Source organism: Pseudomonas sp. NFX224 (assembly GCF_048565165.1).
GTDB lineage: Bacteria > Pseudomonadota > Gammaproteobacteria > Pseudomonadales > Pseudomonadaceae > Aquipseudomonas.
Genome location: NZ_CP183416.1, coordinates 1,117,237 through 1,142,174, shown reverse-complemented (window position 1 = coordinate 1,142,174; position 24,938 = coordinate 1,117,237). Strand labels below are relative to the sequence as shown.

Annotated in this window: 23 protein-coding genes; 4 read left to right on the top strand and 19 right to left on the bottom strand. The window is 59.1% G+C overall.

Annotated elements, in window-relative coordinates; translation table 11 throughout:
- Positions 1 to 105: 105 nt before the first annotated feature.
- Entirely contained in the window at positions 106 to 2,187 is a 2,082-nt protein-coding gene (locus tag ACNYC6_RS05000) for a carboxy terminal-processing peptidase (RefSeq protein ID WP_419711351.1), read from the bottom strand.
- A 138-nt stretch (positions 2,188 to 2,325) separates the two neighbouring features.
- Here ACNYC6_RS05000 and ACNYC6_RS04995 point away from each other — a divergent pair, with 138 nt between their 5' ends.
- Positions 2,326 to 3,288, top strand: coding sequence for an NAD(P)H-quinone oxidoreductase (locus ACNYC6_RS04995; RefSeq protein ID WP_419711350.1), 963 nt, complete (start codon positions 2,326 to 2,328; stop codon positions 3,286 to 3,288).
- A gap of 113 nt (positions 3,289 to 3,401) precedes the next feature.
- Here the strand turns inward: ACNYC6_RS04995 and ACNYC6_RS04990 are convergent, their stop codons facing one another.
- From ACNYC6_RS04990 to ACNYC6_RS04965, 6 genes are all read right to left on the bottom strand, one after another.
- Positions 3,402 to 4,055, bottom strand: coding sequence for an HAD family hydrolase (locus ACNYC6_RS04990; RefSeq protein ID WP_419711349.1), 654 nt, complete (start codon positions 4,053 to 4,055; stop codon positions 3,402 to 3,404).
- Positions 4,056 to 4,089: 34 nt separating this feature from the next.
- A complete protein-coding gene (locus ACNYC6_RS04985; protein ID WP_419711348.1) occupies positions 4,090 to 5,079 on the bottom strand; it encodes an ABC transporter ATP-binding protein in 990 nt (329 codons plus the stop codon).
- A complete protein-coding gene (locus ACNYC6_RS04980; RefSeq protein WP_419711347.1) occupies positions 5,076 to 5,876 on the bottom strand; it encodes an ABC transporter permease in 801 nt (266 codons plus the stop codon). The genes ACNYC6_RS04985 and ACNYC6_RS04980 overlap by 4 nt, the downstream gene beginning before the upstream one ends.
- Positions 5,863 to 6,708 (bottom strand): ABC transporter permease, encoded by an 846-nt coding sequence (locus tag ACNYC6_RS04975; RefSeq protein WP_419711346.1) that lies wholly within the window; start codon positions 6,706 to 6,708, stop codon positions 5,863 to 5,865. The genes ACNYC6_RS04980 and ACNYC6_RS04975 overlap by 14 nt, the downstream gene beginning before the upstream one ends.
- Positions 6,705 to 7,511, bottom strand: coding sequence for an alkaline phosphatase family protein (locus tag ACNYC6_RS04970; protein ID WP_419711345.1), 807 nt, complete (start codon positions 7,509 to 7,511; stop codon positions 6,705 to 6,707). Before ACNYC6_RS04970 ends, ACNYC6_RS04975 begins: the two co-directional genes overlap by 4 nt.
- 176 nt (positions 7,512 to 7,687) lie before the next feature.
- The gene (locus ACNYC6_RS04965; RefSeq protein WP_419711344.1) at positions 7,688 to 8,752 is read right to left on the bottom strand and encodes an ABC transporter substrate-binding protein; all 1,065 of its coding nucleotides are present in this window, start codon (positions 8,750 to 8,752) and stop codon (positions 7,688 to 7,690) included.
- Between the two features lie 362 nt (positions 8,753 to 9,114).
- On the opposite strand from ACNYC6_RS04965, the gene ACNYC6_RS04960 reads away from it, so the two are divergent.
- Positions 9,115 to 9,828, top strand: coding sequence for a UTRA domain-containing protein (locus ACNYC6_RS04960; protein WP_416130177.1), 714 nt, complete (start codon positions 9,115 to 9,117; stop codon positions 9,826 to 9,828).
- Positions 9,829 to 9,843: 15 nt separating this feature from the next.
- Here the strand turns inward: ACNYC6_RS04960 and ACNYC6_RS04955 are convergent, their stop codons facing one another.
- The 8 genes from ACNYC6_RS04955 to minC all read right to left on the bottom strand — a co-directional run bounded on the left by ACNYC6_RS04955 (position 9,844) and on the right by minC (position 17,726).
- The gene (locus ACNYC6_RS04955; protein WP_419711343.1) at positions 9,844 to 12,009 is read right to left on the bottom strand and encodes a mechanosensitive ion channel family protein; all 2,166 of its coding nucleotides are present in this window, start codon (positions 12,007 to 12,009) and stop codon (positions 9,844 to 9,846) included.
- Positions 12,010 to 12,086: 77 nt separating this feature from the next.
- Positions 12,087 to 12,263, bottom strand: coding sequence for a hypothetical protein (locus ACNYC6_RS04950; RefSeq protein WP_338585456.1), 177 nt, complete (start codon positions 12,261 to 12,263; stop codon positions 12,087 to 12,089).
- Between the two features lie 105 nt (positions 12,264 to 12,368).
- Positions 12,369 to 13,658, bottom strand: a complete 1,290-nt coding sequence (locus tag ACNYC6_RS04945) for a M18 family aminopeptidase (RefSeq protein WP_419711342.1) — start codon at positions 13,656 to 13,658, stop codon at positions 12,369 to 12,371.
- 96 nt (positions 13,659 to 13,754) lie between these two features.
- Entirely contained in the window at positions 13,755 to 14,846 is a 1,092-nt protein-coding gene (locus ACNYC6_RS04940) for a hypothetical protein (RefSeq protein ID WP_419711341.1), read from the bottom strand.
- A 144-nt stretch (positions 14,847 to 14,990) separates the two neighbouring features.
- Positions 14,991 to 15,626, bottom strand: coding sequence for an RluA family pseudouridine synthase (locus tag ACNYC6_RS04935; protein ID WP_419711340.1), 636 nt, complete (start codon positions 15,624 to 15,626; stop codon positions 14,991 to 14,993).
- A 91-nt stretch (positions 15,627 to 15,717) separates the two neighbouring features.
- The gene (minE, locus tag ACNYC6_RS04930; RefSeq protein WP_007974947.1) at positions 15,718 to 15,972 is read right to left on the bottom strand and encodes a cell division topological specificity factor MinE; all 255 of its coding nucleotides are present in this window, start codon (positions 15,970 to 15,972) and stop codon (positions 15,718 to 15,720) included.
- 3 nt (positions 15,973 to 15,975) lie between these two features.
- Positions 15,976 to 16,788, bottom strand: coding sequence for a septum site-determining protein MinD (gene minD, locus ACNYC6_RS04925; RefSeq protein WP_419711339.1), 813 nt, complete (start codon positions 16,786 to 16,788; stop codon positions 15,976 to 15,978).
- A 200-nt stretch (positions 16,789 to 16,988) separates the two neighbouring features.
- Positions 16,989 to 17,726, bottom strand: coding sequence for a septum site-determining protein MinC (gene minC, locus ACNYC6_RS04920; protein ID WP_416130179.1), 738 nt, complete (start codon positions 17,724 to 17,726; stop codon positions 16,989 to 16,991).
- Between the two features lie 118 nt (positions 17,727 to 17,844).
- Here minC and ACNYC6_RS04915 point away from each other — a divergent pair, with 118 nt between their 5' ends.
- Both ACNYC6_RS04915 and ACNYC6_RS04910 read left to right on the top strand, forming a co-directional pair.
- A complete protein-coding gene (locus ACNYC6_RS04915; protein WP_419711338.1) occupies positions 17,845 to 18,777 on the top strand; it encodes a lipid A biosynthesis lauroyl acyltransferase in 933 nt (310 codons plus the stop codon).
- 35 nt (positions 18,778 to 18,812) lie between these two features.
- On the top strand, positions 18,813 to 19,967 hold the full coding sequence (locus ACNYC6_RS04910) for a patatin-like phospholipase family protein (RefSeq protein WP_419711337.1): 1,155 nt from the start codon (positions 18,813 to 18,815) through the stop codon (positions 19,965 to 19,967).
- 98 nt (positions 19,968 to 20,065) lie between these two features.
- Here ACNYC6_RS04910 and ACNYC6_RS04905 read toward each other — a convergent pair whose 3' ends face one another.
- The 4 genes from ACNYC6_RS04905 to ACNYC6_RS04890 all read right to left on the bottom strand — a co-directional run bounded on the left by ACNYC6_RS04905 (position 20,066) and on the right by ACNYC6_RS04890 (position 24,910).
- Entirely contained in the window at positions 20,066 to 20,851 is a 786-nt protein-coding gene (locus ACNYC6_RS04905; RefSeq protein WP_419711336.1) for an outer membrane protein OmpK, read from the bottom strand.
- A gap of 372 nt (positions 20,852 to 21,223) precedes the next feature.
- Entirely contained in the window at positions 21,224 to 22,009 is a 786-nt protein-coding gene (locus tag ACNYC6_RS04900) for an outer membrane protein OmpK (RefSeq protein ID WP_419711335.1), read from the bottom strand.
- Between the two features lie 98 nt (positions 22,010 to 22,107).
- Positions 22,108 to 23,466, bottom strand: coding sequence for a nucleobase:cation symporter-2 family protein (locus ACNYC6_RS04895; protein ID WP_419711334.1), 1,359 nt, complete (start codon positions 23,464 to 23,466; stop codon positions 22,108 to 22,110).
- A 139-nt stretch (positions 23,467 to 23,605) separates the two neighbouring features.
- Positions 23,606 to 24,910 (bottom strand): urate hydroxylase PuuD, encoded by a 1,305-nt coding sequence (locus tag ACNYC6_RS04890; RefSeq protein ID WP_419711333.1) that lies wholly within the window; start codon positions 24,908 to 24,910, stop codon positions 23,606 to 23,608.
- Between the last annotated feature and the right edge of the window lie 28 nt (positions 24,911 to 24,938).

Sequence of the window (24,938 nt, the reverse complement as noted above, 5' to 3'; positions counted from 1 at the left end):
ATAAAAAAAGGACTGGGAGCCTTGGCTCCCAGTCCTCTATTGCACGACAGTATGATGACGGTTTGATGACGCCTAGATAGGCGTCAGCATTAAATTGCCATCATTTTAGTGCTTGGCCACCGCGGTATTGAGTTTGAGGTAGTCCAGCAGGATGCGCCCGGTTTCGCTCAGGTAGGCATCGTCTTCCGGCTTGGTCTTGTCTTGCTCGGCCGCGATAGCGTCTTCGTCTTCTTTCTTCAGTTCTTTAAGCGGTTCTTCGCCCTTGGCCTTGCGACGGATATTCTCCATGGTCAGTTGCTTGGCTTCGATATCGGCGTGTTGCGCGCGACGCTCGGCTTCGTTGAGGCTGACGGTTTTTTCGTTCATCAACTTCTGCGCCAGGGCCAGCTTGTCGCGGATGAACACGAACTCCGCATCTTTGGCCGTACGCACGTCATGCTCAGATTTGAGCTGGGTGATGTACGGTTTGAACGGGTCGACCGCAGGCTTGATCGCCGCGCGGATGGTGTCCCACGGCATGGCTTCCGGCAGGGCGCTTTCACCGATTTCCTTGGTGTCGATGATCGACGGGTAATCGATGTCCGGCAGCACGCCCTGATGCTGGGTGCTCTGACCGGAAACCCGGTAGAACTTGGCCAGGGTCAATTTCAGTTCGCCATGGTTCAGCGGCTGAATGGTCTGCACGGTGCCTTTACCGAAGGTCTGGCCACCGATGATCAGCGCGCGGTGGTAGTCCTGCATGGCGCCGGCAAAAATCTCCGAAGCCGAGGCGGACAAGCGGTTGACCAGCAACGCCATCGGGCCTTTGTAGAAGGCGCCCGGGTTTTCATCTTCGAGAACGTCGACACGGCCATCGGCGTTACGCACGAGTACGGTCGGGCCTTTGTCGATGAACAGGCTGGTCAGCTCGGTGGCTTCCTGCAAGGAGCCGCCGCCATTGTTGCGCAGGTCGATGACCACGCCGTCGACTTTCTCTTTCTGCAGTTCGGTCAGCAGCTTCTTGACGTCGCGGGTGGTGCTCTTGTAGTCCGGGTCACCGGCACGGAATGCCTTGAAGTCCAGATAGAACGCCGGGATCTCGATGACGCCGAGCTTGTAGTCCTTGCCGTCCTGTTTCAGGTTAAGGACCGACTTCTTCACCGCCTGATCTTCAAGCTTCACCGCCTCACGGGTGATTGGAACTATCTTGCTGGTCTGGTCGTTCGGCGCATTACTGGCCGGAATGACTTCCAGGCGCACCACGGTGCCTTTTGGACCACGGATCAGCTTGACCACTTCGTCCAGACGCCAGCCGACCACGTCGACCATTTCCTTGTTGCCTTGGGCCACGCCGATGATCTTGTCGGCCGGTGCCACCAGCTTGGTCTTGTCGGCAGGGCCTGCCGGTACCAGACGCACGACTTTCACCTGGTCGTTATCGCTCTGCAACACGGCACCGATGCCCTCGAGGGACAGGCTCATGTTGATGTCGAAGTTTTCCGCGTTATCCGGCGACAGGTAGTTGGTGTGCGGGTCGTAGGACATGGCGAAGGTATTGATGTACGCCTGGAAGATATCTTCCGCGCGGGTCTGGTCCAGACGCGCCAACTGGTTCTTGTAGCGCTTGGTCAGGGTTTCCTGGATCTGCTTGGAATCCTTGCCGGCGATCTTCTGACGCAAAACCTCATCCTTGACGCGTTTGCGCCACAGGTCGTCGAGCTCTGCGGTGGATTTGAGCCAAGGGGAGTCCTTGCGATCGATCAGCAAGGTTTCCTTGGTGGTGAAGTCCATTTTGTCGACACCCTTGTTCAGCTCGGCAAGGGCGAAGTCCAGACGCGCTTTGACGCGGTCCAGGTAGCGCTTGTAGATGGTGAACCCGGCGTTGAGGTCGCCGCTCTTGAGGAAGTCGTCGAACTGGGTCTTCCACTTGTCGAATTCGGCAATGTCGCTGGCCATGAAGTAGCTGCGCGACGGGTCGAGCAATTTCAGGTAGCTGTCGTAGATGATCACCGAGCGCGCATCGTCGAGCGGCGGCTTGCTGTAGTGGTGGCGCTTGAGCAGTTCCACGACGTTCAGACTGGCGATGACTTCGTCACGATCAGGTTGAAGCTTGTCCCAACTATTGGCTGCGAAAGTATTGCCGGACATCGGCAACAGGCCGATACCGATGAACAGGGCGAGGGCGGTGCTGGGGAACAAACGCTTCATGTTGATTCGACGCGGGGACAATTGATAACGCATATTAGGCCGTCTTTGAAGTCGCCGGTTCCACATGGGCCGGTCGCATAATGCAAAAAGCCCGGCGCTACAGCTTCGGGCTCAGTCCAGACTCACTATGGAGGCACTGTGAAAGCATTGCAAGGCGTTGACGGTCAAGTGGAGTGGGTGGAAGCGCCGAGTCCTACGTGTGATGTAGGACAAGTTCGCATTCGTGTGGCGGCAGCGGGTCTCAATCGCGCCGATTTGTTGCAGAAGGCCGGCCTTTATCCGCCACCGCCGGGGGCCAGTCAGGTGCTCGGACTAGAGTGTTCCGGGGTGATCAGCGAGGTCGGTCCCGGCTCGTCGTGGAAGGTCGGCGATCGCGTCTGCGCCTTGCTGGCCGGGGGCGGCATGGCCGAGGAAGTGGTTGTCGACGGACGGCACGTGCTGCCGGTTCCCGACGAAATGTCGTTGGCCGAAGCCGCTGCGCTACCGGAAGTCTATGCAACGGTCTGGTTGAATTTGTTTCAACTCGCTGCGCTCAAACCGGGTCAGAAAGTTCTTCTGCACGCCGGAGCAAGTGGAATCGGTTCAGCCGCCATTCAGCTGTGCAAGGCGTTTGGCAATCCGTGCTGGGTCAGCGTCGGCTCGGCCGAACGGCTGGCGTACTGCGAAGCGCTCGGCGCCCAGGGTGGCGTGGTGCGCACCAGTGGTCTGGAGAGCCTGAGCGACCTGGGGCCGTTCGATGTCATTCTCGACCCGGTGGGCGGCAATTACGCGGCGCTGAACCTCAAGCTGATGGCGCTGGACGGTCGTTGGGTGCTGATCGGTTTGATGGGCGGTCGCGAGGCCAAGCTGGATCTGGCGCAAGTGCTGGCCAAGCGTGTGCAGCTTTTGGGGTCGACGCTGCGTAGCCGCGACGATCAGTTCAAGGCGGATCTGTTCAGTGATTTGAGCCAGCATGTGTGGCCGTTGTTTGCTGAAGGCCGATTGAGCCCGCAACTGGCCAGGGCCTTCCCGATCAGGGACGCCGAAGCAGCGTTTGCGGAACTGGCGAGTAATACGGTGGAGGGGAAACTGGTGTTGGTGATTGACGAGAGCCTGGTCTGACAACACAAAACCTGTAGGAGCGAGCCTGCTCGCGATAGCGGTATGTCAGTCAACCAATGAGTTGGATGTAAGACCGCCATCGCGAGCAGGCTCGCTCCTACAGGGGATTGGAGTTACTTCCAGATGTGGATCGGCCAGCCGGCTTTTTCCGCCTGCTCGCGCAACACCGGGTCCGGATTCACCGCATGCGGGAAGTCCACCTTCAGCAACAAGGGCAGGTCATTGCGTGAGTCGGAATAGAAACTCGCGCCTTCCAGGTTTTCCTCCTCCGCATCCAGCCACTCCAGCAACCGCGTGATCTTGCCTTCGCGGTAGGTCAGGGTGCCGACAGTCTTGCCGGTATAACTACCGTGAGCCACTTCCAGTTCGATGCCGAGTATCTCGTCGATGCCCAGACGTTCCGCTATCGGTGCCACCAGGTGCGTGCCTGAAGCAGAGATCACCAGGATGCGGTCACCGGACTTGCGGTGCGCGGCGATGGTTTTGGTGGCGTCGCTGAATATGATCGGTTCGATGAAGTCTTCCACCCACGGGCCGACCAAATGTTCGACTTCTGCGGGTGTGCGCCCGATCAACGGCTCCAGGCTGAAGGCCATGTAGTCTTCCATCGCCAAATGGCCTCGGCCATAAGCGTCCATCAGTTCCTTGTCGCGACGCAGGAAAGATTCGCCGTCGACCCAGCCGAGGCGGACCATTTGTTCGCTCCACAGCGAGGCGCAGTCGCCGTGGATCAGGGTTTCGTCCAGATCAAAAATTGCCAGGGCCATCAGTGCAGTTCTCTCTTCAACGTCAGCAAGGTCATCAGGCTACCTCACACAGGGCCGTCGGATCGATGGAAAGTGCCAGGCGCTGACCATCGGGATGCAGGTCGGACGCCGAACGGTTGAGCACATCTACCACCAGTTCCACGCCACGTGCTTCGATGCGGTAGCGAATCACGTTGCCCAGCAAGCTGTGGCTGCGCACCTGCGCGTCGAGCTCGCCGTTGAGGCTCAGTTCGATGGCCTCCGGGCGTATGGCGATTCGGTGGTTGATCGGCCGTTGCAGCAGTTTCGTCGCATTCTCGGCGTCCAGCAGGTTGTAGTTGCCGATGAAGCCTGCGGCGAATACGTCCACGGGTGCGGTGTAGAGGGTTTCGGCGTCGCCGCTTTGTACGATTTTTCCCTGATTCATCAGGAAAATGCGGTCAGACATGGTCAGGGCTTCTTCCTGGTCGTGTGTGACGAAAATTGTGGTCAGGCCCAATTCGCGCTGGATCTGACGAATCTGTTCACGCAGGTGCTTTCTGATCCGCGCATCGAGAGCCGACAGCGGTTCATCCAGCAGCAACAGGCGAGGTCGGGTCACCAATGAGCGGGCAAGGGCGACGCGCTGGCATTGGCCACCGGACAGCTGATGCGGATAACGCGCGGCAAAATCTTGGAGTTCTACTAGCCTAAGGACTTCGGCGACGCGCTTTTGGCTGTCATCGGCGTTGACCTTTTGCATGCGCAAACCGAAGGCGACGTTCTGTTCCACGGTCATGTTGGGGAACAGTGCATAACTCTGGAACACCATGCCGATTCCGCGTTTTTGCGGGCTCAGCGGCACGATATCAACGCCATCGAGCAGGATCTTGCCGCCGTCCACCGAGGTCAGCCCTGCGATGCAACGCAGCAGGGTGGATTTGCCGCAACCGGACGGGCCGAGCAGGGTGACGAACTCGCCTTTCTGGATCTCGCAGTTGATGTCGCTGAACACCGTGGTGCCCGCGTAGTTTTTCTGAAGATGTTGGACGCTGACATAGCTCATTCGCTTTTGTCCCTGTTCAAGATGTTGGCAATCCAGGTCAGAACCAGCACAAAGAAGAAGTAGGAAATCACCAGCGCACTGGTGAAATGGCCACTGCTGTTGCGCATGTTGTTGAGGTAGACCTGCAGGGTTTCGTAACGGGTGCCGACGAGGATGTTGGCGAAGACGAACTCACCGAACAGGAACGAGAACGACAGCAGCAACGCCACCATTAAGCCCTTGCGCAGGTTTGGCAGCACCACCAGGAACGCCGCCTGAAAGGTGCTGGCGCCGAGCAGTTGCGCGGCGTCCATCAGGTCACGCAGGTTGATCGCTTGCAGGTTGTTGGTGATCGCCCGGTACATGAACGGCAGCGCCACGGTGAAGTAGCAACCGATCAGGATCCACGGCGTACCGACCATCGCAAACGGCCCGGAACCGTAGAGCTGCAACAGCCCCACCGACGACACCACTGGCGGTACGGCGAAGGGCAGCAGGATCAGGATGTTCATCAGCGCATCGAGTTTCGGAAAGTGGTAATGCACCACGAACAGCAGCGGCAGAATCAGTACCACCGACAACACCAACGCTCCGATGCACACCAGCAATGATTGACCGAACGCACTCAGAAAGCGCGGATCGCTCCACAGTTGCACATACCATTTGATGCTGAAACCGCTGGGCAGAATGGTTGCCGACCAGCTGCTGGAGATCGAGTAGATAAACGTGCCCAGCAGCGGCAACAGGAGAATGGCGAACAGCAGGTAAACCACTACCCGATGGTAGAGGCCGACTGGGCCTGATTCAACGCGAGACATGGTAGCTCCTCTTCAGCAGCAGCTGATGCACGATGGTCACCAGGGTCATCAGCGCCACCAGCACCACGGCCAGGGCACTGGCCAGGTTCGGGTCGAGGGAGATGTCACCCGAGACCATCGCTGCGATACGGATCGGCAAGACGTTGAAGTTGCCGGTGGTCAGTGCGTACACCGTGGCATAAGCGCCCAGTGCGTTGGCCAGCAGGATCACGAACGTGCCGAGCAGCGCCGGGGTCAGTACCGGCAAACCGATGTGCCGCCAGAACTGCCAGCCATTGGCGCCGAGCAGCGCGGCGGACTCGCGCCAGTCTTCGCGCAGGGCATCGAAGGCCGGGTAGAGCAGCAGCACACCGAGGGGAATCTGGAAGTAGGTGTAAAGGATGATCAACCCGGTTTTCGAGTACAGGTTGAAGTCCTGAATGATCCCGGCCTGCTTGAGCAGGATGGTGAAGCTGCCGTTGAAGCCCAGCAAAATGATGAAGGCAAAGGCCAAAGGCACGCCGGCGAAGTTACTGGTCATGTTGGCGAAGGCGTTGACGAAGTTACGCAGTTTCGAGTCGACCCGACGCAGGGAATAGGCGCCGAGCACCGCGATGATGATGCCGAATACGCTGGACCAGAAACTGATCTCGAGGCTGTACTGGATCGCCTGACGGTAGAATTTCGAGCTGAAAATTTTGGTGAAGTTGGCAATACCCCAGCCGAACTCTTCCGATTCGAGGCTGTTGATCATTACCCACACCAGCGGGGCGATTTCGAACACGAAAAAGAACAAAGCGAAGGGCACCAGGCACAACGCTGCCAGCCATTTGCCGCGGGTGATGGAGTTCACTTGAGCAGCTCCCGGCACACAGGTTTGTCGTGGGGTACGCCCAGCAACTCGCAGACGGTGCCGCAAATTTCGGTCTGTTTTGGCGTGGCGTCGGCGTTGAAATTGAAGGCATCGCCGAGCACGAACAGCGGGACTTCGCGTTCCTCGGGCAGCAGGCCGTTATGGGATCGGTCGTTGTTCATGCCATGGTCGGCGGTCACCAGCACCTGATAACCGGCATCGAGCCAGCCTTGCAGGTAGTCGGCCAGGATGATGTCAGCCGAGCGGGCGCTATTGCGGTACTGCGGGGTGTCGAGGCCGTGCTTGTGGCCGGCGTCGTCGATGTTCATCGGGTGGATCAACAGGAAATTCGGCGCATGGCGCAGGCGCAGGTTTTCGGCGTCGGCGAACAGGTGCGAATCCGGGTAGTGATCGCTCCAGTAGAAGTGCCCGTGCTGGATCGGCAGGTCGGGGTTGTCAGTGTGACGGTCCCGGGCTGCTACGAACGGCGAACGGTTATACAGCTCGCTGACCCAGTGATAAGCCGCCGCCGCGGTTTTGAGGCCGGCATCGGTGGCGTAGTGATAGATGCTGCGCTGGTTGGACAGGCGCGAGACATTGTTGTGGACGATGCCGCTGTCGATCGGCGTGACACCGGTGAGGATGCATTCATAAAGCGGTCGGGACAGGGCCGGCAATTCGCATTCCAGTTTGTAGAGCGCTGCGCGTCCTGCGCCGACGTAGGCCTGCAGGTGTCCCATGGCGTGGCGCGCGACTTCATAGTTGAGGCCGTCGAGCACGACAAGGATGACGTTGTGCTTCATGGGGGAGGGGACTCCGCAAAACAGGAATTCGGACATCTCGGGTTTGACTCTATCCCTTGTGGGAGTGAGCCGGCTTGCGATAGCGCTGATTCAGTCGACATTAATATTGACTGACCCTCCGTTATCGAGAGCCGGCTCGCGCCTACATTGAGCTTCCAATGTGGGCGTCTAAAGCATCACTTCATTTCGACAATGACTTCTTCGTTCCACTTCTGTGGCAGGGCCTTGGAAGACTTTTCCCATGCATCCGCGTCCTTGATCGGCGTGACCTTTTTGTACTGCTCGTTCGGCAGCAGCTTGGCTTTCACGTCTTCTGGCAGCGTGATGTGCTCGGCGCGGATCGGACGGGCGTTGCCTTTGGCCAGGTTGATCTGGCCGGCGTCGCTGAAAATGTACTCGCGGGTCAGCTTGGCGGCGTTCGGGTTCTTGGCGTACTTGTTGATGATGGTGGTGTAGCCGGAAATCACCGAACCGTCGGACGGGATCAGCACTACATAGTCATCCGGGTTGGCCATCTTGGCCTTGTAGCTCAGGCCGTTGAAGTCCCAGACCACACCGACCTCGATCTCGCCTTTTTCCATGGTGGCGATGGTCGGGTTGGCCATCGACAGGCGACCCTGCTTGGCGATATCGGCAAACATCAGCAAGGCAGGCTGCAGGTTTTTCTCGTCGCCGCCGTTGGCCAGAGCTGCGGCCAGAACGCCGTTGGCAGCCTGGGCTGCGGTGCTCACGTCACCGATGGACACTTTGTATTTGCCAGACTTGAGGTCAGCCCACTTGGTTGGCACGTCGGAACCGTGCAGCAGTTTCTTGTTGACGATAAAGGCGATGGTGCCGGTGTAGGCCAGTGCCCAGTTGCCGTCCTTGTCCTTGGCCCAGTCTGGTACTTGCTCCCAGGTGGAAGGCTTGTACGGTTGCACCACGCCTTGCTTGACCGCGATCGGGCCGAAGGCCGCGCCGACGTCGCCGATGTCGGCGCTGGCGTTGTCTTTTTCAGCGGCGAACTTGGCGATTTCCTGCGCCGAGCTCATGTCGGTGTCGATGTGTTTTAGGCCGTATTTCTTGGCCAGGTCTTCCCAGGTGCCTTTCCAGTTGGCCCAGTCATCGGGCATGCCGACGCTGTTGACTGCGCCTTCCGCTTTCGCAGCGGCTTCCAGGGTTTTCAGATCATCAGCCGCCATGGCGGCGGTGCACATGGCAATGGTCGAGCCTAACAGTGATGCCAGGAAAAACTGTTTCATTCCGAAGCTCCTTGGGTCGTGTTCAACGCTGCGATTGCGGTTGGTGTTGGTCTAGGTCAGCAATACCTGAGCCAATCTAAGGGGGCTGGATGACACTTTGATGTCGTTCGTCGCCCGGCAAGACGTTTATTTGCTCGATATTGGCGGCTGCCAGCTAAGCGTAGACCATAGGCAAAGGCCCGCTACGCAAGGACTTGGCCGATGTATTGCACGGTTTTTAAATGACCGCCGAGATGACCGTCTGGAGACTTGTCATCTCTCAGTCATCTGCACTGCCTACGCTTGCAGGACATTGATTGAATCGATTTTCAGCGCGGTTCTGCTCCGAAACAGTGCTGGTCTAGTCCAGATAGGTAACGTTGATGCGCGATGAAGCTACGAAAGCGGTGACAGCGATTGGCCAGGTTCTTCAGGAACAACTCGACCACGGGCTGTTGGCACCTGGCAGCAAATTGCCGGCCGAGCGAAAGCTCAGTGAGTTGTTTGGCACCACGCGGATCACGGTGCGTGAGGCGTTGTTGCAGTTGGAGTCTCAGGGGCAGATTTATCGCGAGGAGCGCCGGGGCTGGTTCGTATCGCCGCCGCGCCTGGCTTATAACCTGATGCAGCGCAGTCACTTTCACGCGATGGTCGGCGCCCAGGGGCGGGTGCCATCCACTGAGGTGATTTCTGCGCGTTTGCAGCCAGCGTCGGCAGCGGTCTGTGCCTGGTTGCAGTTGCCGGCGCTGTCGAGCGTGATTCAGATTTGCCGTTCGCGGCGCATTGATGGGCGGCTGGTGTTGTATGTGGAGCATTACCTGAATCCGCAGTATTTTCCGGGGATTCTGGATTTTGATTTGAATCAGTCGATTACCGAGCTTTATGCACGGCACTACGATTTGCACTACGGGCGGGTGCGGTTCGAGATTGTGCCGACGGCGTTGTCGGTGGATGCGGCGGCGGCCTTGCGCGTGTCAGTGGGCAGCCCGGGCTTGCGCATTGCCCGGGTCAATTACGATCAGCATGAGCGGTTGATCGATTGTGATCTTGAGTTCTGGCGGCATGATGCGATTCATGTCGGCGTCGACGTCCTGTAGGCGCTACGGCAGCGCCTACAAAGGCAGCTCTTTTTCCGGACCGCCACCTGCGGTGACGACTTGTACACTCAACCGCGGCGTCGCCAAATCCATCCCCGCTTCATCGAGATGCCGTTTCAGTGAAAGATTGAACGCCCGCGAAACTTCCCACTGTTTGATCGGCGCGGTCTTGAACCGGGCGCGGAGTATCGCGTTGCCGGACTCGAAACTTTCAACCCCCTGAATTTCCAGCGGTGACCAGATGTTGCGTCGTTGCAGCGGGTCGGTGCGCATTTTCTGGCCGACTTCGCGCATCAGTTTGATCGCGCTGTCGATGTCCATGCTGGCAGGCACCGCGACCCGGAAGATCGCATAGCCGAATTCCCGGGAGTAGTTCTTGATGCTTTTGATTTCGCTGAACGGGATCGTGTGGACGATGCCGTCGATGTCCCGCAGGCGCACGGTGCGGATGGTCAGGCCTTCGACGGTGCCGAGGTGGCCGCCGACGTCCACGTAGTCGTCGATGGCCAGGGAGTCTTCAATGATGATGAACAGCCCGGTGATCAGGTCGGCCACCAGCGACTGCGCGCCGAAACCGATGGCCAGGCCGATCACGCCGGCACCGGCCAGCAGGGGCGTGACGTTCATGCCCATGTTCGCCAGGGCGACAATCAGCGCGACAATAAAAATCGCTATGAACAGCACATTGCGGATCAGCGGCATCATCGTCTGTGCGCGGGCATTGGCCTGGCCTTTACGCGAGCGGGTGAGGGCGTGGTGCACGGCGGTGTCGCTGAGAATCCAGATCAACCAGGCAAAGATCAGCGTGCCGATGAGGCTGAACAGCTTGACGCTGACCTCATGGCCTTCGCCCTCGGTGAACGCAATCAGCGACATGCCCCAGACCCGCAGGCCAAGTTCGATGAACGTCAGCCACACCAGCAGATGCGCGAGGGTGTAGAAGAAGCCTTTCAGGCGCTCGGAATACAGTGCATGGCGCTTCACACCGCGTTGCGGTTTGAGGGCGTGGCGGCGGACCAGGCCGTTGATGACCATGCACAACACCAGCAGCACGGTGCAGATCAGCGATTGACGCAACGCGGTGCTGGTATCGCCGGCGGAAACAAACGTGGCGAACAGTGAAATGCCCACCAGCACCAGCGCCGGGACGAACCAGAAGGTGCCGAGGATTTCGATGGTGTCGCTGAGGGCGCGGCGGGTCAGGCGTCGGGACAGTGGCTGGTTGCGGATCAAGTGGGCGATCGGACGGCGGAATCGCAGGATGAACAACCCGGTGGACAGCGCCGCCAGTACATTGGCCACCGTCGCCGCGGTATGTGCCAGATGCACACCGAGGCTTTCGATCAGGCGCGGGTCGTTCAGGGCTTCACCGAATGCGGCGAAGCTGCCGATCAGCCACAACGGCCGAAAGGCCTGATGCCGCAGGATGTACAGGGCGCGGTGGCGGTGTGGGCCGTCGAGCAGGGAAAAGGCGATTACGCAAATCGCGGAGAAACAGGTGCCAACTACCAGTGCATAGGCCAGCACCATGGCCAGGCTTTTACCCAGTGAAGAAGGCAGGGCATAGCTCATGTAGACCGTGATCACCAGCGCGATCAGCCATGGCCCTAGCTTGCGCAAAGCGAAGCGCAGCATGTCCAGCGCCCTGGGGTGTTGCGGCAGCTCTTCAGTCAGGCCGAAGCGCATGCGCACCCGGTGGCTGACCCAGATCAGCGCCGCTGCCAGCAGGCTCCAGACCATCAGAATCACGGCGAAGGCGAAGATGATCGGCAGCCATTCGTTGGCCGGCAGCACCAGCGCTGTCAGTTCGTCCCTGGCCAGGTCGAACTCGTCGGACCAGCGGGTGAGCGGACTGTCGGCACCGGAAAACTGTTTTTCGAAGCTGGCGAGGGTCCCGCCAATCAGGCCCAGTACGCCTTGTTCGGCGGCGGGTTGGGCTTTTTTCGTGGCGTCGCGAAGTTTCTTCAGATCGGCTAGCAACTTGGTTCGCTGCTGATCGTTCTCCAGCGACTTGATCACTTCGTCCAGGGATTGCCCCAGAGGTTCTTGTGCCTCGGGCTGGGTTTTCGCCGAACTGTTGAGCAGGCTCGGCAAGCCGACTGCCTGGGCGGACGCCATCGGCAGCAGCGTCATCAGGCAGACAAGGAAAAAACATGGCAAGGCAAAAAGACGAGCGAACACTAGGCGGTCAACCTCGGAGTGAGCGGGTCGACCGAGTGTACGAGCCCGTCAAAATCAATGCGAGTCAGGGTGCGGATTTATTCGTTGAGTTTGGCGAGGATCTTGATAACCACGGTGGCGAAGATCGTCAGCATGCCGATCCACATGGCGAACACCCCGAGGTTCTTGTCACGAAAATTGAAACCGATCGCCAGCAGGAGCATCCCGGCAAGAATCGGGATCAGCATGGCGTGGAAGGTGGACATCGAGATCATGGCGACTGCCTTGTCGAAAGGGATGATTTAAGTCTAGGTGGGATTTGGATGGTCGGTGGTGAGGTGTGTAGGAGCTGCCGCAGGCTGCGGCAGCTCCTGCAGGTGTTACGGCAACTCGCGGCAGGCGTAGAACGCGCTTAGCACTTTGACCAGATGCGCCAGGTCATGGCTGCCGCACAGTTCGCGGATCGAGTGCATGGCGAACGTCGGCAGGCCGATGTCCACGGTGCGTACGCCCAGGTGGCTGGCGGTGATCGGGCCGATGGTCGAACCGCAGCCCATGTCGCTGCGCACCACGAAACTCTGCACCGGCACTTCTTCAGCCATGCACAGGTGACGGAAGAATCCGGCGGTTTCGCTGTTGGTGGCGTAGCGCTGGTTGCTGTTGACCTTTATCACCGGACCGGCATTGAGTTTCGGGCCGTGGTTGGCATCGTGCTTTTCCGCGTAGTTCGGGTGCACGCCGTGGGCGTTGTCGGCCGAGATCAGCAGCGATTTCTGAATGGTGCGTACGAATTCATCACCTTCAGGCAGCAGGCGACGCAGCGTCTGCTCAAGCATCGGGCCGTCGGCACCGCAGGCCGAGCAAGAACCGACTTCTTCGTGATCGTTGCACACCAGCACGCAGGTTTCGTCGGTGTCGGCGGTCAATAGCGCTTGCAGGCCGGCGTAGCACGACAACAGGTTGTCCAGGCGCGCGCCGGCGATGAAGTCACCGTGCAGGCCGATGACGGCAGCGCTTTGGGTGTCGTAGAAGCTCAGCTCGTAATCGAGCACCACGTCGGCGTTCAGACCGTGTTCGCGGGCGAGCTGATCGGTGATCACGGCGCGGAAATCCACGCGTTCGTCACCGGCAAACTGCGCAAGAACTGGCGGCAATTCGGTCTGGGCATTGATTGCCCAACCCATGTTGGCTTCACGATTGAGGTGAATGGCCAGGTTCGGGATGATCGCGATCGGTGCCTTGAAGTCGATCAACTGGCTCTCGACCTTGCCGTCACGGCGGAAGGTCACGCGGCCGGCGAGGGACAGGTCGCGGTCGAACCACGGTGCCAGTAATGCACCGCCATAGACTTCGACGCCCAATTGCCAGAAGCCCTGGCGTTGCAGTTCCGGCTGCGGCTTGACCCGCAGGCACGGGCTGTCGGTGTGGGCGCCGACCAGACGAATCCCGCCGTGCAGCGGCGAGTGGCGACCCATTTTGATCGCGACGATCGAAGAGTCGTTACGGGTGACGTAGTAGCGGCCATTGGCTTCGGTGTGCCATGGCTCGCGTTCGTCGAGGCGTTGATAACCCGCCGCTTCCAGACGCTGAACAAGGCTGGCGGTGGCATGGAATGGGGTAGGGGAGGCCTTGAGGAAGTCGATCAGGCCTTGGTTCAAATCTTCGCGCATAAGTAACTCCAGACAGCAATGCAGCCAGTTTAACGTATTGGCTGGCGGCATTGGGCAAGTGCTTTGATCGCCAGGCAGCGCACTTGCATGATGGTCCTAATGTTTCATCCGCTCGCGCAGGTAGGCAATGATGGTCTGTTCGTCAGAAGATTTTACCGGCTTGGGCATATGTTTCGGCCAGCGCCCCTTTTCCGCTCCGAAGAACCTTTTTTGTTTGTCTTCATCCCACCGCAAAATCTCTCTGGAGGCGGACTCCCACCATTCATGGCGACACACTTCGTAATATGGATCGTTAGGCGCCGCGCTTCCGTACAGCAGGTGGCGACCGACTTTTTTCAGCGTGTTGCTTTTGTTGCGTAGCTTCCACTTGATGCGCAGGCGCTGCCAGGGTGAAGGCACAGGTTTGCAGCGCGGCACTTCAGTGCACAAGGCCGGTAACTCGGGCCGGAACCGTTCACCGTGGCGGGTAAAAAAATGCTTCTGCATGGCGTGGAAAAAGCGTTTTTCAGCAAAGTAGTGATAAACGAATTTTTTCGCTTCCTGGATCGGCTTGTCACGCATCGCGAATGACAGGGCGATTTGCTCGATGGTGTGGATATCGAAGGAGCCTTGCGTCCATTCGTCGATCAAGCGGATCGACTCTTCGAGCAGTGGCGTATCGCTGTCGGTCACACCGCACAGTCCGCTGTTGTACAACTTGAAACTGTTCTCGGAGGAGATGCCACAGACTTGCAGGCAGTGGCCAAGCTTCACGTAGTTCGGGCGTTCGCGAACGTAACTCCAGTCGTACTCGAAGCGGTCCATGACATAGCGGCCAGGCTCGATCCGGTGGAAGACACGATGGGGGGATTCCAGGAACAGCGTATCGGTGTCGACGAACAGCGTCTTTTCGGCCAGTTTCAACCCTTGCGCAATGGCGCAAGCCTTGCGTCGGTGATGGTAGCCGTTTTCACCCTGCCATTGGGCCAGGGTCTGCTCGCTCAGGGCGATGGTGTCAACCGGCCAGCCGGCATAATCCTGAGGACGATCGGTCATCACCCTGATGCACAGCGACTCGCCCCGTTTAAGCTGGGCCAGGGCTGTGAGTATGCTGAATTTGGCTTCACGCCGGTAAACGTCCTGGTTGCCATAGATGAGGTAGAGCAACTGGTGCGGTGTTTTCTCTAGGGGGGGCAACGCTTCACGCATAAGTAGCTCCAGGCAGCAGAGGCGCAAGTTTACCGTATTGCTCCGGGGCATTGCAGGCGCACGGTGGCAGCGATTTTCAGATCGGGGTATTTGTAACGACAAATGAAACCGCCCTTCAGCGGAAGGGCGTTCTGCAACGCTTGCTCAGAATGGGGCAGGGCATTCGAAACGCAGTCGCTCACCACTTTGTGGGTGGGTAAAGCTGAGCATGCTTGCATGCAGGCAAAGTCGGGGCCAAGCGGCCAGGGCTTGCTCATGGGCATAGAGGCCGTCGCCGAGCAGCGGATGACCAATTGACAGCATGTGCACGCGTAACTGATGCGAGCGGCCGGTGATCGGCGTAAGTTCCACGCGGCACCAATCACCGCAACGCTCCAGCACGCGCCAGAAAGTCAGTGCGTTCTTGCCGAACTCATGGTCGACCACATGGCGAGGTTTGGTCGGCGGGTCGTAGCGCAGCGGCAAGTCGATGCTGCCGCTGTCGCGTTCCGGTTGGCCCCAGCACAGGGCGGTGTAGGCCTTTTCGGTTTCACGGTCGTGAAATTGCCGGGACAGCTCGCGATGGGTATCCGGGTCGCGGGCCAGCAGGATGATGCCGGAAGTCTCCCAGTCCAGCCGGTGGACGATTCGCGCTTCCGGGTAACCGTTTTCCTGCAGGCGGGTAATCAGGCAGTCCTTGTTGTCGTCGGCCCGGCCGGGGACGGAGAGCAACAAAGTCGGTTTGTTCACCACCAGTACGGCGGCGTCCTGATGAATGATGTGGACATTGGACAACGGCATTAAAACAGCCTCGTAACAAACGCCAACGGCGGCTCAGGTCCCTTGCAGTTGCGCAAGGGGCCTGAGCCGCCGTGGCTCCAGCCGGATCGACTCAGCGATCTGGCAGGGTGATATTGAGTTCCAGAATCGAGCAGCTGCCCTGGCTTTCCAGTGCGACGTGCACGTCATCGGACCCGATATTGACGTACTTGCGAATCACCTCGACCAGTTCCTTCTGCAAGGCCGGCAGGTAGTCCGGGGTACTGCGTTGGCCGCGTTCGTGCGCCACGATGATCTGTAGACGCTCTTTCGCTACCGACGCGGTGCTTTGCTTTTTGTTGGCACGAAAGAAGTCAAAAAGGTTCATTGCTTAATTGCCTCCAAACAGGCGCTCGAAGAATCCCTTCTTCTGTACATCGAGGAAACGATGGTCCACGGTTTTGCCCAACAGGCGGTCTACGGTGTCGCTGTAGGCCTGGCCGGCATCGCTCTGGTCGTCGAGGATCACGGGAACGCCCTGGTTGGATGCCTTGAGCACCGCCTGGGATTCCGGGATCACGCCGAGCAGGGTCACCGAGAGGATTTCCTTGACGTCTTCTACGCCGAGCATTTCGCCTTTGCTCACACGTTCCGGGTGATAACGGGTAATCAGCAGGTGTTCCCTGATCGGGTCTTCGCCACGTTCGGCGCGACGGGACTTGCTGGCCAGCAGGCCGAGCATGCGATCGGAGTCGCGTACCGAGGAAACTTCCGGGTTGGTCACGACGATCGCTTCGTCAGCGAAGTACATGGCCAGGTGGGCGCCTTTCTCGATGCCCGCGGGGGAGTCGCAGACCACGAACTCAAAGTCTTCCTTGAGTTGCATCAGGACTTTTTCCACGCCTTCGACGGTCAGCGCGTCTTTGTCGCGGGTCTGGCTGGCGGCCAGCACGTAGAGGTTTTCCAGGCGCTTGTCTTTGATCAGGGCCTGTTGCAGGTTGGCTTCGCCGTTGACCACGTTGACGAAGTCATACACCACGCGGCGCTCGCAACCCATGATCAGGTCGAGGTTACGCAAGCCCACGTCGAAGTCGACGATCACTGTTTTGTGGCCGCGCAGAGCGAGGCCGGTACCGATAGCGGCGCTGGTGGTGGTCTTACCCACACCACCCTTGCCGGATGTAACCACGAGAATCTTGGCCAAGGTGTTTCACCCCTAAGGAAAAAGGACTTTTAGCCCCTGAAAAACATCTCTTGAAAACTACTGCAGTCGGACAGCCTTGGCTGGAGTTCGGTTTTTAGCGGCGCTTACCCCCGGTAAACACTGCTTTTCGCCTGTTTCCTACTTCGTTTGAGCCGTTTTCGCTACGTTTTAGAGATGCTTGGAAAATGCGGCAGTATCCGTTAAAGACGAATGATGTTCAACACATCGCCCGACAGGCTGACCTGCACGCCCGAACCCCATAAAGGGTCGCGGCGCAGATCTTCGGAAACCTTGTAATGCCCTGCGATTGAGACCAGTTCAGCGCTCATTTGCTGACAGAAAATCCTGGCTTTCGTGTCGCCCTTGACGCCGGCCAGCACTCGACCACGCATGGGGCCGTATACATGGATGTTGCCATCGGCGAGAAGTTCCGCCCCGGGGCTGACCGAGGAGATCACCACCAGATCGCTGCCCTGGGCATAAATCTGCTGGCCACCACGTACTGGCGACGTGATGATTTTCGTCGGTTTGATGGTCGGCTCGGGCGGTTTTTCCGGTTTTTTCGCAACCACGCCTTCATTGAGATCCAGCGCACGCTCGCGGGCACCGGATGGCGGTAACACCGGCAGGTCGACGGCGATAGCCGCGGCGATGTCTTCGATACGGCTGGCACGGATCGCCAGGGTGCGCAGACCATGCTGGCGGCAAACGCGCATCAGGCCCGGTAAGTCCACCGCGCCTTCACTGGCCGGAAGTTTGTCCAGGGCCAGTACCAGCGGCGCGTTGCTGAAAAAACCAGGCGCCTGGGCGACCTTGGCGGCCAACTGCCGGTCGAGGCCTTCGAGGTCGTTACGGGCCAGTTCCAGCACCGTAATGGCGAGCATGCTGCCCTTTAGCTGGAACACGGGATCTTGGTCTAGCAGTTCGGTTTGGCTCATGGTCGGCATACAACGACTTGTCACTAAAAGTGCCGAGACTTATAACGAGAACGCCCGCAGGCCGCAAGCCGGGTCGAACGATGTAGAATGCGCGGCCATTGTCTTTCCGGATGCATTAATGGATCGCCCGCGTTTTCAAAAAACTTTTCTGTCTCCACGTTTCTGGCCGCTGTGGTGTGGCTTGGGGTTGTTGTGGCTGATCGTACAGCTGCCATATCCGGCATTGCTGTGGCTCGGTCGTGCGCTCGGGGCCTTGATGTATCGCGCGGCAGGCGACCGACGGCGCATTGCCAAGCGTAATCTGGAGCTGTGTTTCCCGGAAAAGTCCGCGACCGAGCGCAAGCGCCTGCTCAAGGAAAACTTCGCGTCAACCGGCATCGCTTTCTTCGAGATGGCGATGAGCTGGTGGTGGTCGCGTGAGCGTCTGGCGAAGCTGGCCCATATCGAAGGGCTGGAGCATTTGCAGCAGGCCCAGCGCGAAGGCAAGGGCGTGATCCTGATGGCGGTGCATTTCACCACCCTGGAAATCGGCGCCGCACTGCTTGGCCAGCAACACACCATCGACGGCATGTACCGCGAGCACAAGAATCCGCTGTTCGACTACGTCCAGCGCCAGGGGCGCGAGCGTCACAACCCCGATTCGCTGGCGATCGAGCGTGAAGACGTACGCGGCATGCTCAAGTTGCTGCGGGCCGGCCGCGCGATCTGGTACGCACCGGATCAGGACTACGGCGCCAAGCAAAGCATTTTCGTGCCGCTGTTCGGCATTCAGGCCGCGACGGTCACCGCCACCAGTAAATTTGCCCGGCTAGGCAAGGCGCTGGTGGTGCCGTTCACTCAGGAACGGCTGGCTGACGGCAGCGGTTATCGCCTGGTGATCCATGCGCCGCTCGAAGGCTTCCCCGGCGAAACCGAAGAAGCCGATTGCCTGCGCATCAACCAGTGGATCGAAGGTGTATTGCGCGATTGTCCGGAGCAATACCTCTGGGCGCATCGCCGCTTCAAGAGCCGTCCACCGGGCGAGCCCAAGCTGTACGCAAAACGCGGTTGATCGATCGAGCCCAATAAGCACCATGGAGTGTTGCGATGAGTCCTGCTGAACCGGTTACAGGGTTGATTCTTTCCGGCGGCGGGGCTCGGGCGGCCTATCAGGTGGGGGTTCTGGCCGCGATTGCGGAGCTTTTGCCAATGGGCGCGGACAATCCGTTTCCGGTGATCGTCGGCACGTCGGCCGGGGCGATCAATGCCGTCAGCCTGGCCAGTGGGGCGACGGATTTTCGCGCGGCCATCGAACGGTTGACTGCCTTCTGGCAAGGCTTTCGCAGTCATTTGGTGCTGCGCAGTGACTGGCCCGGCGTGATCCGCCAGGCCAGCCGCTTTGTCAGCCACAGCTTGCTGGGCATCGGCGCTCAAGTTCCGGTGGCGCTGCTCAACAGTTCGCCTCTGCGCCGCTTGCTCAACGACAAATTGCACATGAACGGCATCGCCGAATCCATCGCGCAAAAGCAATTGCAGGCGGTGGCGGTGACTGCGTTCGGCTACGAGTCCGGTCAAGCCGTCACTTTCTATCAGGGCGGCGGCACCATCGACGCCTGGTTGCGCCATCGGCGGATCGGCGTGCCGACCCAGCTGTCCGTTGACCATTTGCTCGCCAGCTCGGCCATTCCACTGCTGTTCGCCCCGGTGAAAATCGGCGAGGAGTATTTCGGCGATGGTGCGGTGCGCCAATCGGCGCCGATCAGCCCGGCGCTGCACCTGGGGGCCAGTCGGGTGCTGGTGGTGGGCGTCAGCGGCAACCCGCGTGGCATTGACCCCGATCAACCGCTGCAACGCGCCTATACAGGGCAACAACCAACGCTGGCACAGATCGGCGGCCACATGCTCAACAGTACGTTCATTGATAGCCTGGAAAGCGACATCGAGCTTTTGCAGCGTTTGAATCAGTTCAGCCACCTCATGCCCGACGGCACGCCGACCCGTGCGCTGGGTGTGGCACCTGTTGAGGTTTTGGTGATTTCACCGAGTCAGCCTATCGACGAGATCGCCGCGCGTCATCGCCAGGAATTGCCGGCGGCGCTGCGCCTGTTTCTGCGCGGGCCGGGGGCGACCAAGACCAGTGGGGCGGGGGTGTTGAGTTATCTGTTGTTCGAGGCGGGATACTGCAGCGAGTTGATTGATCTGGGGCGGCGGGATGCGCTGGCCAAAAAGGATGAGTTGTGTCGGTTTTTGGGGCTGATGTAGGAGCGAGCCTACTCGCGATGGACGTTAACGATAACGCTGGGCGTCTGACACCTCGAGGCGCTTTCTAGTCCATCGCGAGCAGGCTCACGCCTACAGGATCAGAAGTGAACCTTGACCAGGAAGCTGGTCACGCTCTGATCGGTCTTGAAGCCCTGGCTGTCTTCGATACCGTACTTGTTCTTCCAGTAGTCATACTCGACACCGACGTACAACTGCTTCTCGCCCAGGTTCAGCGCTTTGCCGAGGTCGTACTTGATCTGCGGATTGAAGTGCAGGTTGGCGTGGTATTCGCCTTTTTTGTTGACGTCGTTGTCGACCACCCAGTCCATGAAACCGTCGATCAGGATGCTCGAGTCGCCGACCGGAATAGTGTAGGACCAGGCCGGCGTGACCTGCCAGATATTGTCGCCCGGACGGTCGCCTTCGGTGTGACGGTTGTAGAAGTTCAACTGGAAGTAGTCGAAACCCGGGATGGCCAGGTCGAAACCAGGACCGATCAGGTAGGACTCGGTATCGTCTTCACCGAACTCGTACGTCATGGCCAGCAGCACGTCTTTGATCGGGCCGAATTCGAGTTTCTGATCGAAGATCTTGTTGAACGACAGGCGTGGGCTGAATTCACCGTAGTGAGTGTTCTTGCCCGCGAAGGCGTCTTCCTTGCCGTTGTAGAAGATCTTGTCGATGAAGAAGAAGTTGTCGCCGTATTTCCAGCCGTCGGCGTGTTCGAAGGTCACCGTCTGCTGGATGCGTGGGTTGACCTGGAAGTCCTTGCCATACAGGTAGGTCAGGCTGTTGTTCTGCCATTGCAGCAAGTCGCCGGCCATGGCCTGACCCCCAGCCAGCATTGATCCCGCCAGCATCAGGCTAGTGCACGTACGTTTCATTCGGTTGCTCCCAAAAAGTAGTGGTTTCACGTTTTTTTAAGGTCGACGCTCTGGTGTGGCGCCTTTTTCCGTCGCGGTAAAAATTCATCCAACCGGTCAGCTTTGTTGCTATTAGCAAGAGCTGCGCCAAGGCTTTCGGAAAACAAAAAAACTCCCGCTCGGCTGCTCAAAAACAGTCGATTGAGAGTCATTCGGGAAGGCCTGGGGACCGTCCAGAGCCGGGATAAGTTGGCTTTCTGGTCAGGAATTAAATCCGGGCTTTTTTTTAAAGCGGATTCAGGCGGCCGCGGAGAATACTGACTCCTTGGCCAGGTCTCAAGTGCCCCGCAACAGCGCACCGACGACAGGTTTGGGGCACGGTTGCGGGTCATCTTAGAAATGCACCTTCACCAGCAGGCTGGTGGTGTTTTCATTGGTGTCGAGGTTGCCGTTGTTTTCGATGCCGTACTTGTCTTTCCAGTAGCTGTACTCGGCGCCGACATACACCTGTTTCTCACGCCAGCCCAAGGCCTTGCCCAAGTCGTATTTGATCTGCGGGTTGAAGTGCAGGTTGGCGTGGTAGGTGCCGTGCGAGTTCTGGTCGTTGTCCACGACCCAGTCGATGTAGCCGTCGATCAACACGCTCGAATTGCCCACTGGAATGGTATAGGACCAGGCCGGGGTGATTTGCCAGACATCGTCGCCGGGGCGCGAGCCTTCGGTCTGGCGGTTATAGAAGTTCAAGGTGAAAAAGTTGAAGCCCGGGATCGCGAGGTCAAAACCGGGGCCGATCAGGTAAGCCTCGGTGTCGTCTTCGCCGTTCTCGTAAGTCATGGCCAGCAGCACGTCCTTGATCGGACCGAATTCGAAACGCCGATCGAGGATTTTGCCAAGGGAGAGGCGCGGGCTGAACTCGCCGTAATAGGCGTGGACGCCTTTGTTGCGGTCTTTCTCGCCGTTGTAGTAAGTGCTGTCGATGAACATGAAGTTGTCACCGTACTTCCAGCGGTCGGCGTGTTCGAAGGTGATCGTCTGCTGGATCGACGGGTTCACCGCGAAATCCTTGCCGTACAGATAGCTCAAGCTGTTGGTTTGCCACAGCAGTAGATCGCCAGCCATGACTTGTGTAGCGGCCAGAAGACCACCGCCCAACAGCATGTTTGTCTGAGTCCGAATCATCTGTTGCTTCCTCTTGTTTTTATTTTTGCAAGGCGCAGGCAGCCGCTGACCCTGTAGGGGCGAGCAAGCTCGCTCCTGCAGGGTTTGTGGTGTCTCTCTTAGTGCTGGTGTGCGTGGCAGTCGTTGATCGCTGCGCGTTCGGCGCCGCCAAGGATGTTGAACAGCAGGTTCAGCGTCAGCGCGCTGAGGGTGGCCATGGCGATACCGCTGTGGGTGATCGGGCTCATCCATAGCGGCAGGTGGGCGAAAAACTCCGGACGCACCACCGGGATCAGGCCCATGCCGATGCTCACCGCCACGAGCAACTGGTTGCGACGGTCACCGATGTCGGCTTCCTGAAGAATCTTGATTCCGGTGGCGGCGACCATGCCGAACATCGCAATCGCCGCACCACCGAGTACCGCTGGCGGAATCGATGCCACGAGGAACGCCGCTTTCGGCAGCAGGCTCAACACGATCAGCAAACCACCGGCGACGATGGTCACCGAGCGGCAACGCACGCCGGTCATCTGCACCAGGCCGATGTTCTGCGCGAAAGAGGAGTGGGTGAAGGTGTTGAAGAAACCGGCGAAGAACGAAGCGCCGGCATCACACAGCAAGCCGCGACGCAACATCCGTGGGCAGACTTCCTGGCCGGTGATTTTGCCCAGCGCGATGAACATCCCGGTGGACTCGACGAAAATGATCACCACGACAAGACACATCGACAGGATCGGCGCGAGTTCGAATTTCGGCATGCCGAAATGCAGCGGGGTAACGAATTGCAGCCATGGCGCCTGGGCCATGCCACTGAGGTCAACCATGCCGAGCACGCCGCAAAGCACGTAGCCCAGGCACATGCCGATCAGCACGGAAATGTTGACCCAGAAACCACGCATGAAGCGATGCACCAACAGGATGGTGCCGAGCACCAGCGCAGCAATGGTCAGGTAAATCGGGGAACCGAACTGAGCGGCGCTTGCTCCGCCGCCAGCCCAGTTCACGGCTACGGGGAACAACGATAAACCGATCGAAGTGATGACCGTGCCGGTCACCAGAGGCGGGAAGAAACGTACGACTTTGGACATGAACGGAGCGATAAGCATGCCGAAGAACCCGGCGGCGATGGTCGCGCCGAAGATCCCTTGCAGGCCGATACCGGGCATGCCGGCCATGGCGACCATGCTGCCGACAGCGGCGAAACTGGCCCCCATCATCACCGGCATGCGAATGCCCATGGGGCCGATGCCCAGCGATTGAACGATGGTGGCGATACCGGCGACCAGCAGGTCGGCGTTGATCAGGAAGGCGATTTCTTCACGACTCAGGCCAGCGGCCTGTCCGATGATCAGCGGCACCGCGATGGCACCACCGTACATCAGCAGAACATGTTGCAAACCGACCAGGATCAGTTGCAAAAGGGGCAAACGCTGAATGGCGGGTGCGTCGGGGATGCGCGCTTTGGAGAGCTCGGACATGCAACACCTCGGATCTTTTTTATTCTTGTGATTTTGTGCATCAGGGTGACCGCTGAGCGGCCAATCGCAGGCAAGCCAGCTCCCACAGGATTTAGCTGATCCTTGTGGGAGCGAGGCTTGCCCGCGATGCTTTCAACGCTTAATTGGTCGGCGCTCCCTGGGCAATCCAGGCACCGATCAGGTCACGTTCCTGTTGGGTCATCTGCGTGATGTTGCCCAGTGGCATGATCTGACTGGCGACGGCTTGAGCCTGGATGCGCGCAGCGTTCTGGCGAATCTGCTCGGGAGTGTCGAACATCACACCGGCCGGCGCCGCGCTGAACAGAGGGCTGGTCGGTTTGGCCGAATGGCAGACCGAGCAACGTTCCTGAATCACGCTGTGCACCTTGTCGAAACCAGGACCGGCGTTGGATGCCTGAGCCGGAGCGGCTGCAGGTGCCTCGGCAGGTTTGGCTTCAGCCGGTTTCAAACCACCCCCTACTGCAGTTTCCGGCAGCGGCTGGTATTCGATGGCGGCAGGAGCCTTGGCTACTTCAGGGGCGCTGGACATCGGCTTCGGACCGGACACATAAGCCAGGCAAATCATGCCCACCGCTGCCACGGGCAGGGTCCAGGCAAACTTGTGGCTGTCGTGACGGGTGTTGAAGTAGTGACGCACCAACACCGCCAACACCGCGATCCCGGCCAGGATCAACCAGTTGTACTGGCTGCCGTAAGTGCTCGGGAAGTGGTTGCTGATCATGATGAACAGCACGGGCAAGGTGAAGTAGTTGTTGTGACGCGAACGCAGCAAGCCTTTGGCTGGCAGCGCCGGATCGGGCGTGCGGTTCTCGGCGATGGCAGCGACCAGTGCGCGTTGCGCCGGCATGATGATGCGGAACACGTTGCCGACCATGATGGTGCCGATGATCGCGCCGACGTGCAGGTACGCACCACGACCGCTGAACACTTTACTGAAGCCGTAAGCGGCGCCAATGATCAGCACGAACAGGATGAAGCCGAGCAGGGCAGGGCGTTTACCCAGGGCCGAGTCGCAGAGGAAGGAGTAGATGAACCAGCCGATGAACAGCGAGCCGATACCGATGGCCACGCCTTCAGGACCGCTCAGAGTGCTGCCCGGAGCCAGCAGGTAGAGCGTCGGGTTGGAGTAGAACACCACGCACAGCAGCGCGATCCCCGACATCCAGGTGAAGTAGGCTTCCCATTTGAACCAGTGCAGGTTGTCCGGCATGGTCGGTGGAGCCAGTTTGTATTTTTCCAGGTGGTAGATACCACCGCCGTGGATCGCCCACAAATCACCGGCCAGACCGCTTTTCGGGTTGACCCGATTGAGGTTGTTTTCCAGCCAGACGAAGTAGAACGATGCGCCGATCCAGGCCACACCAGTAATCATATGAACCCAGCGCACGCTCAGGTTCAGCCATTCCAACAGATGTGCTTCCACAGTCTTTACCTCTCGCCTGTCACTCTGT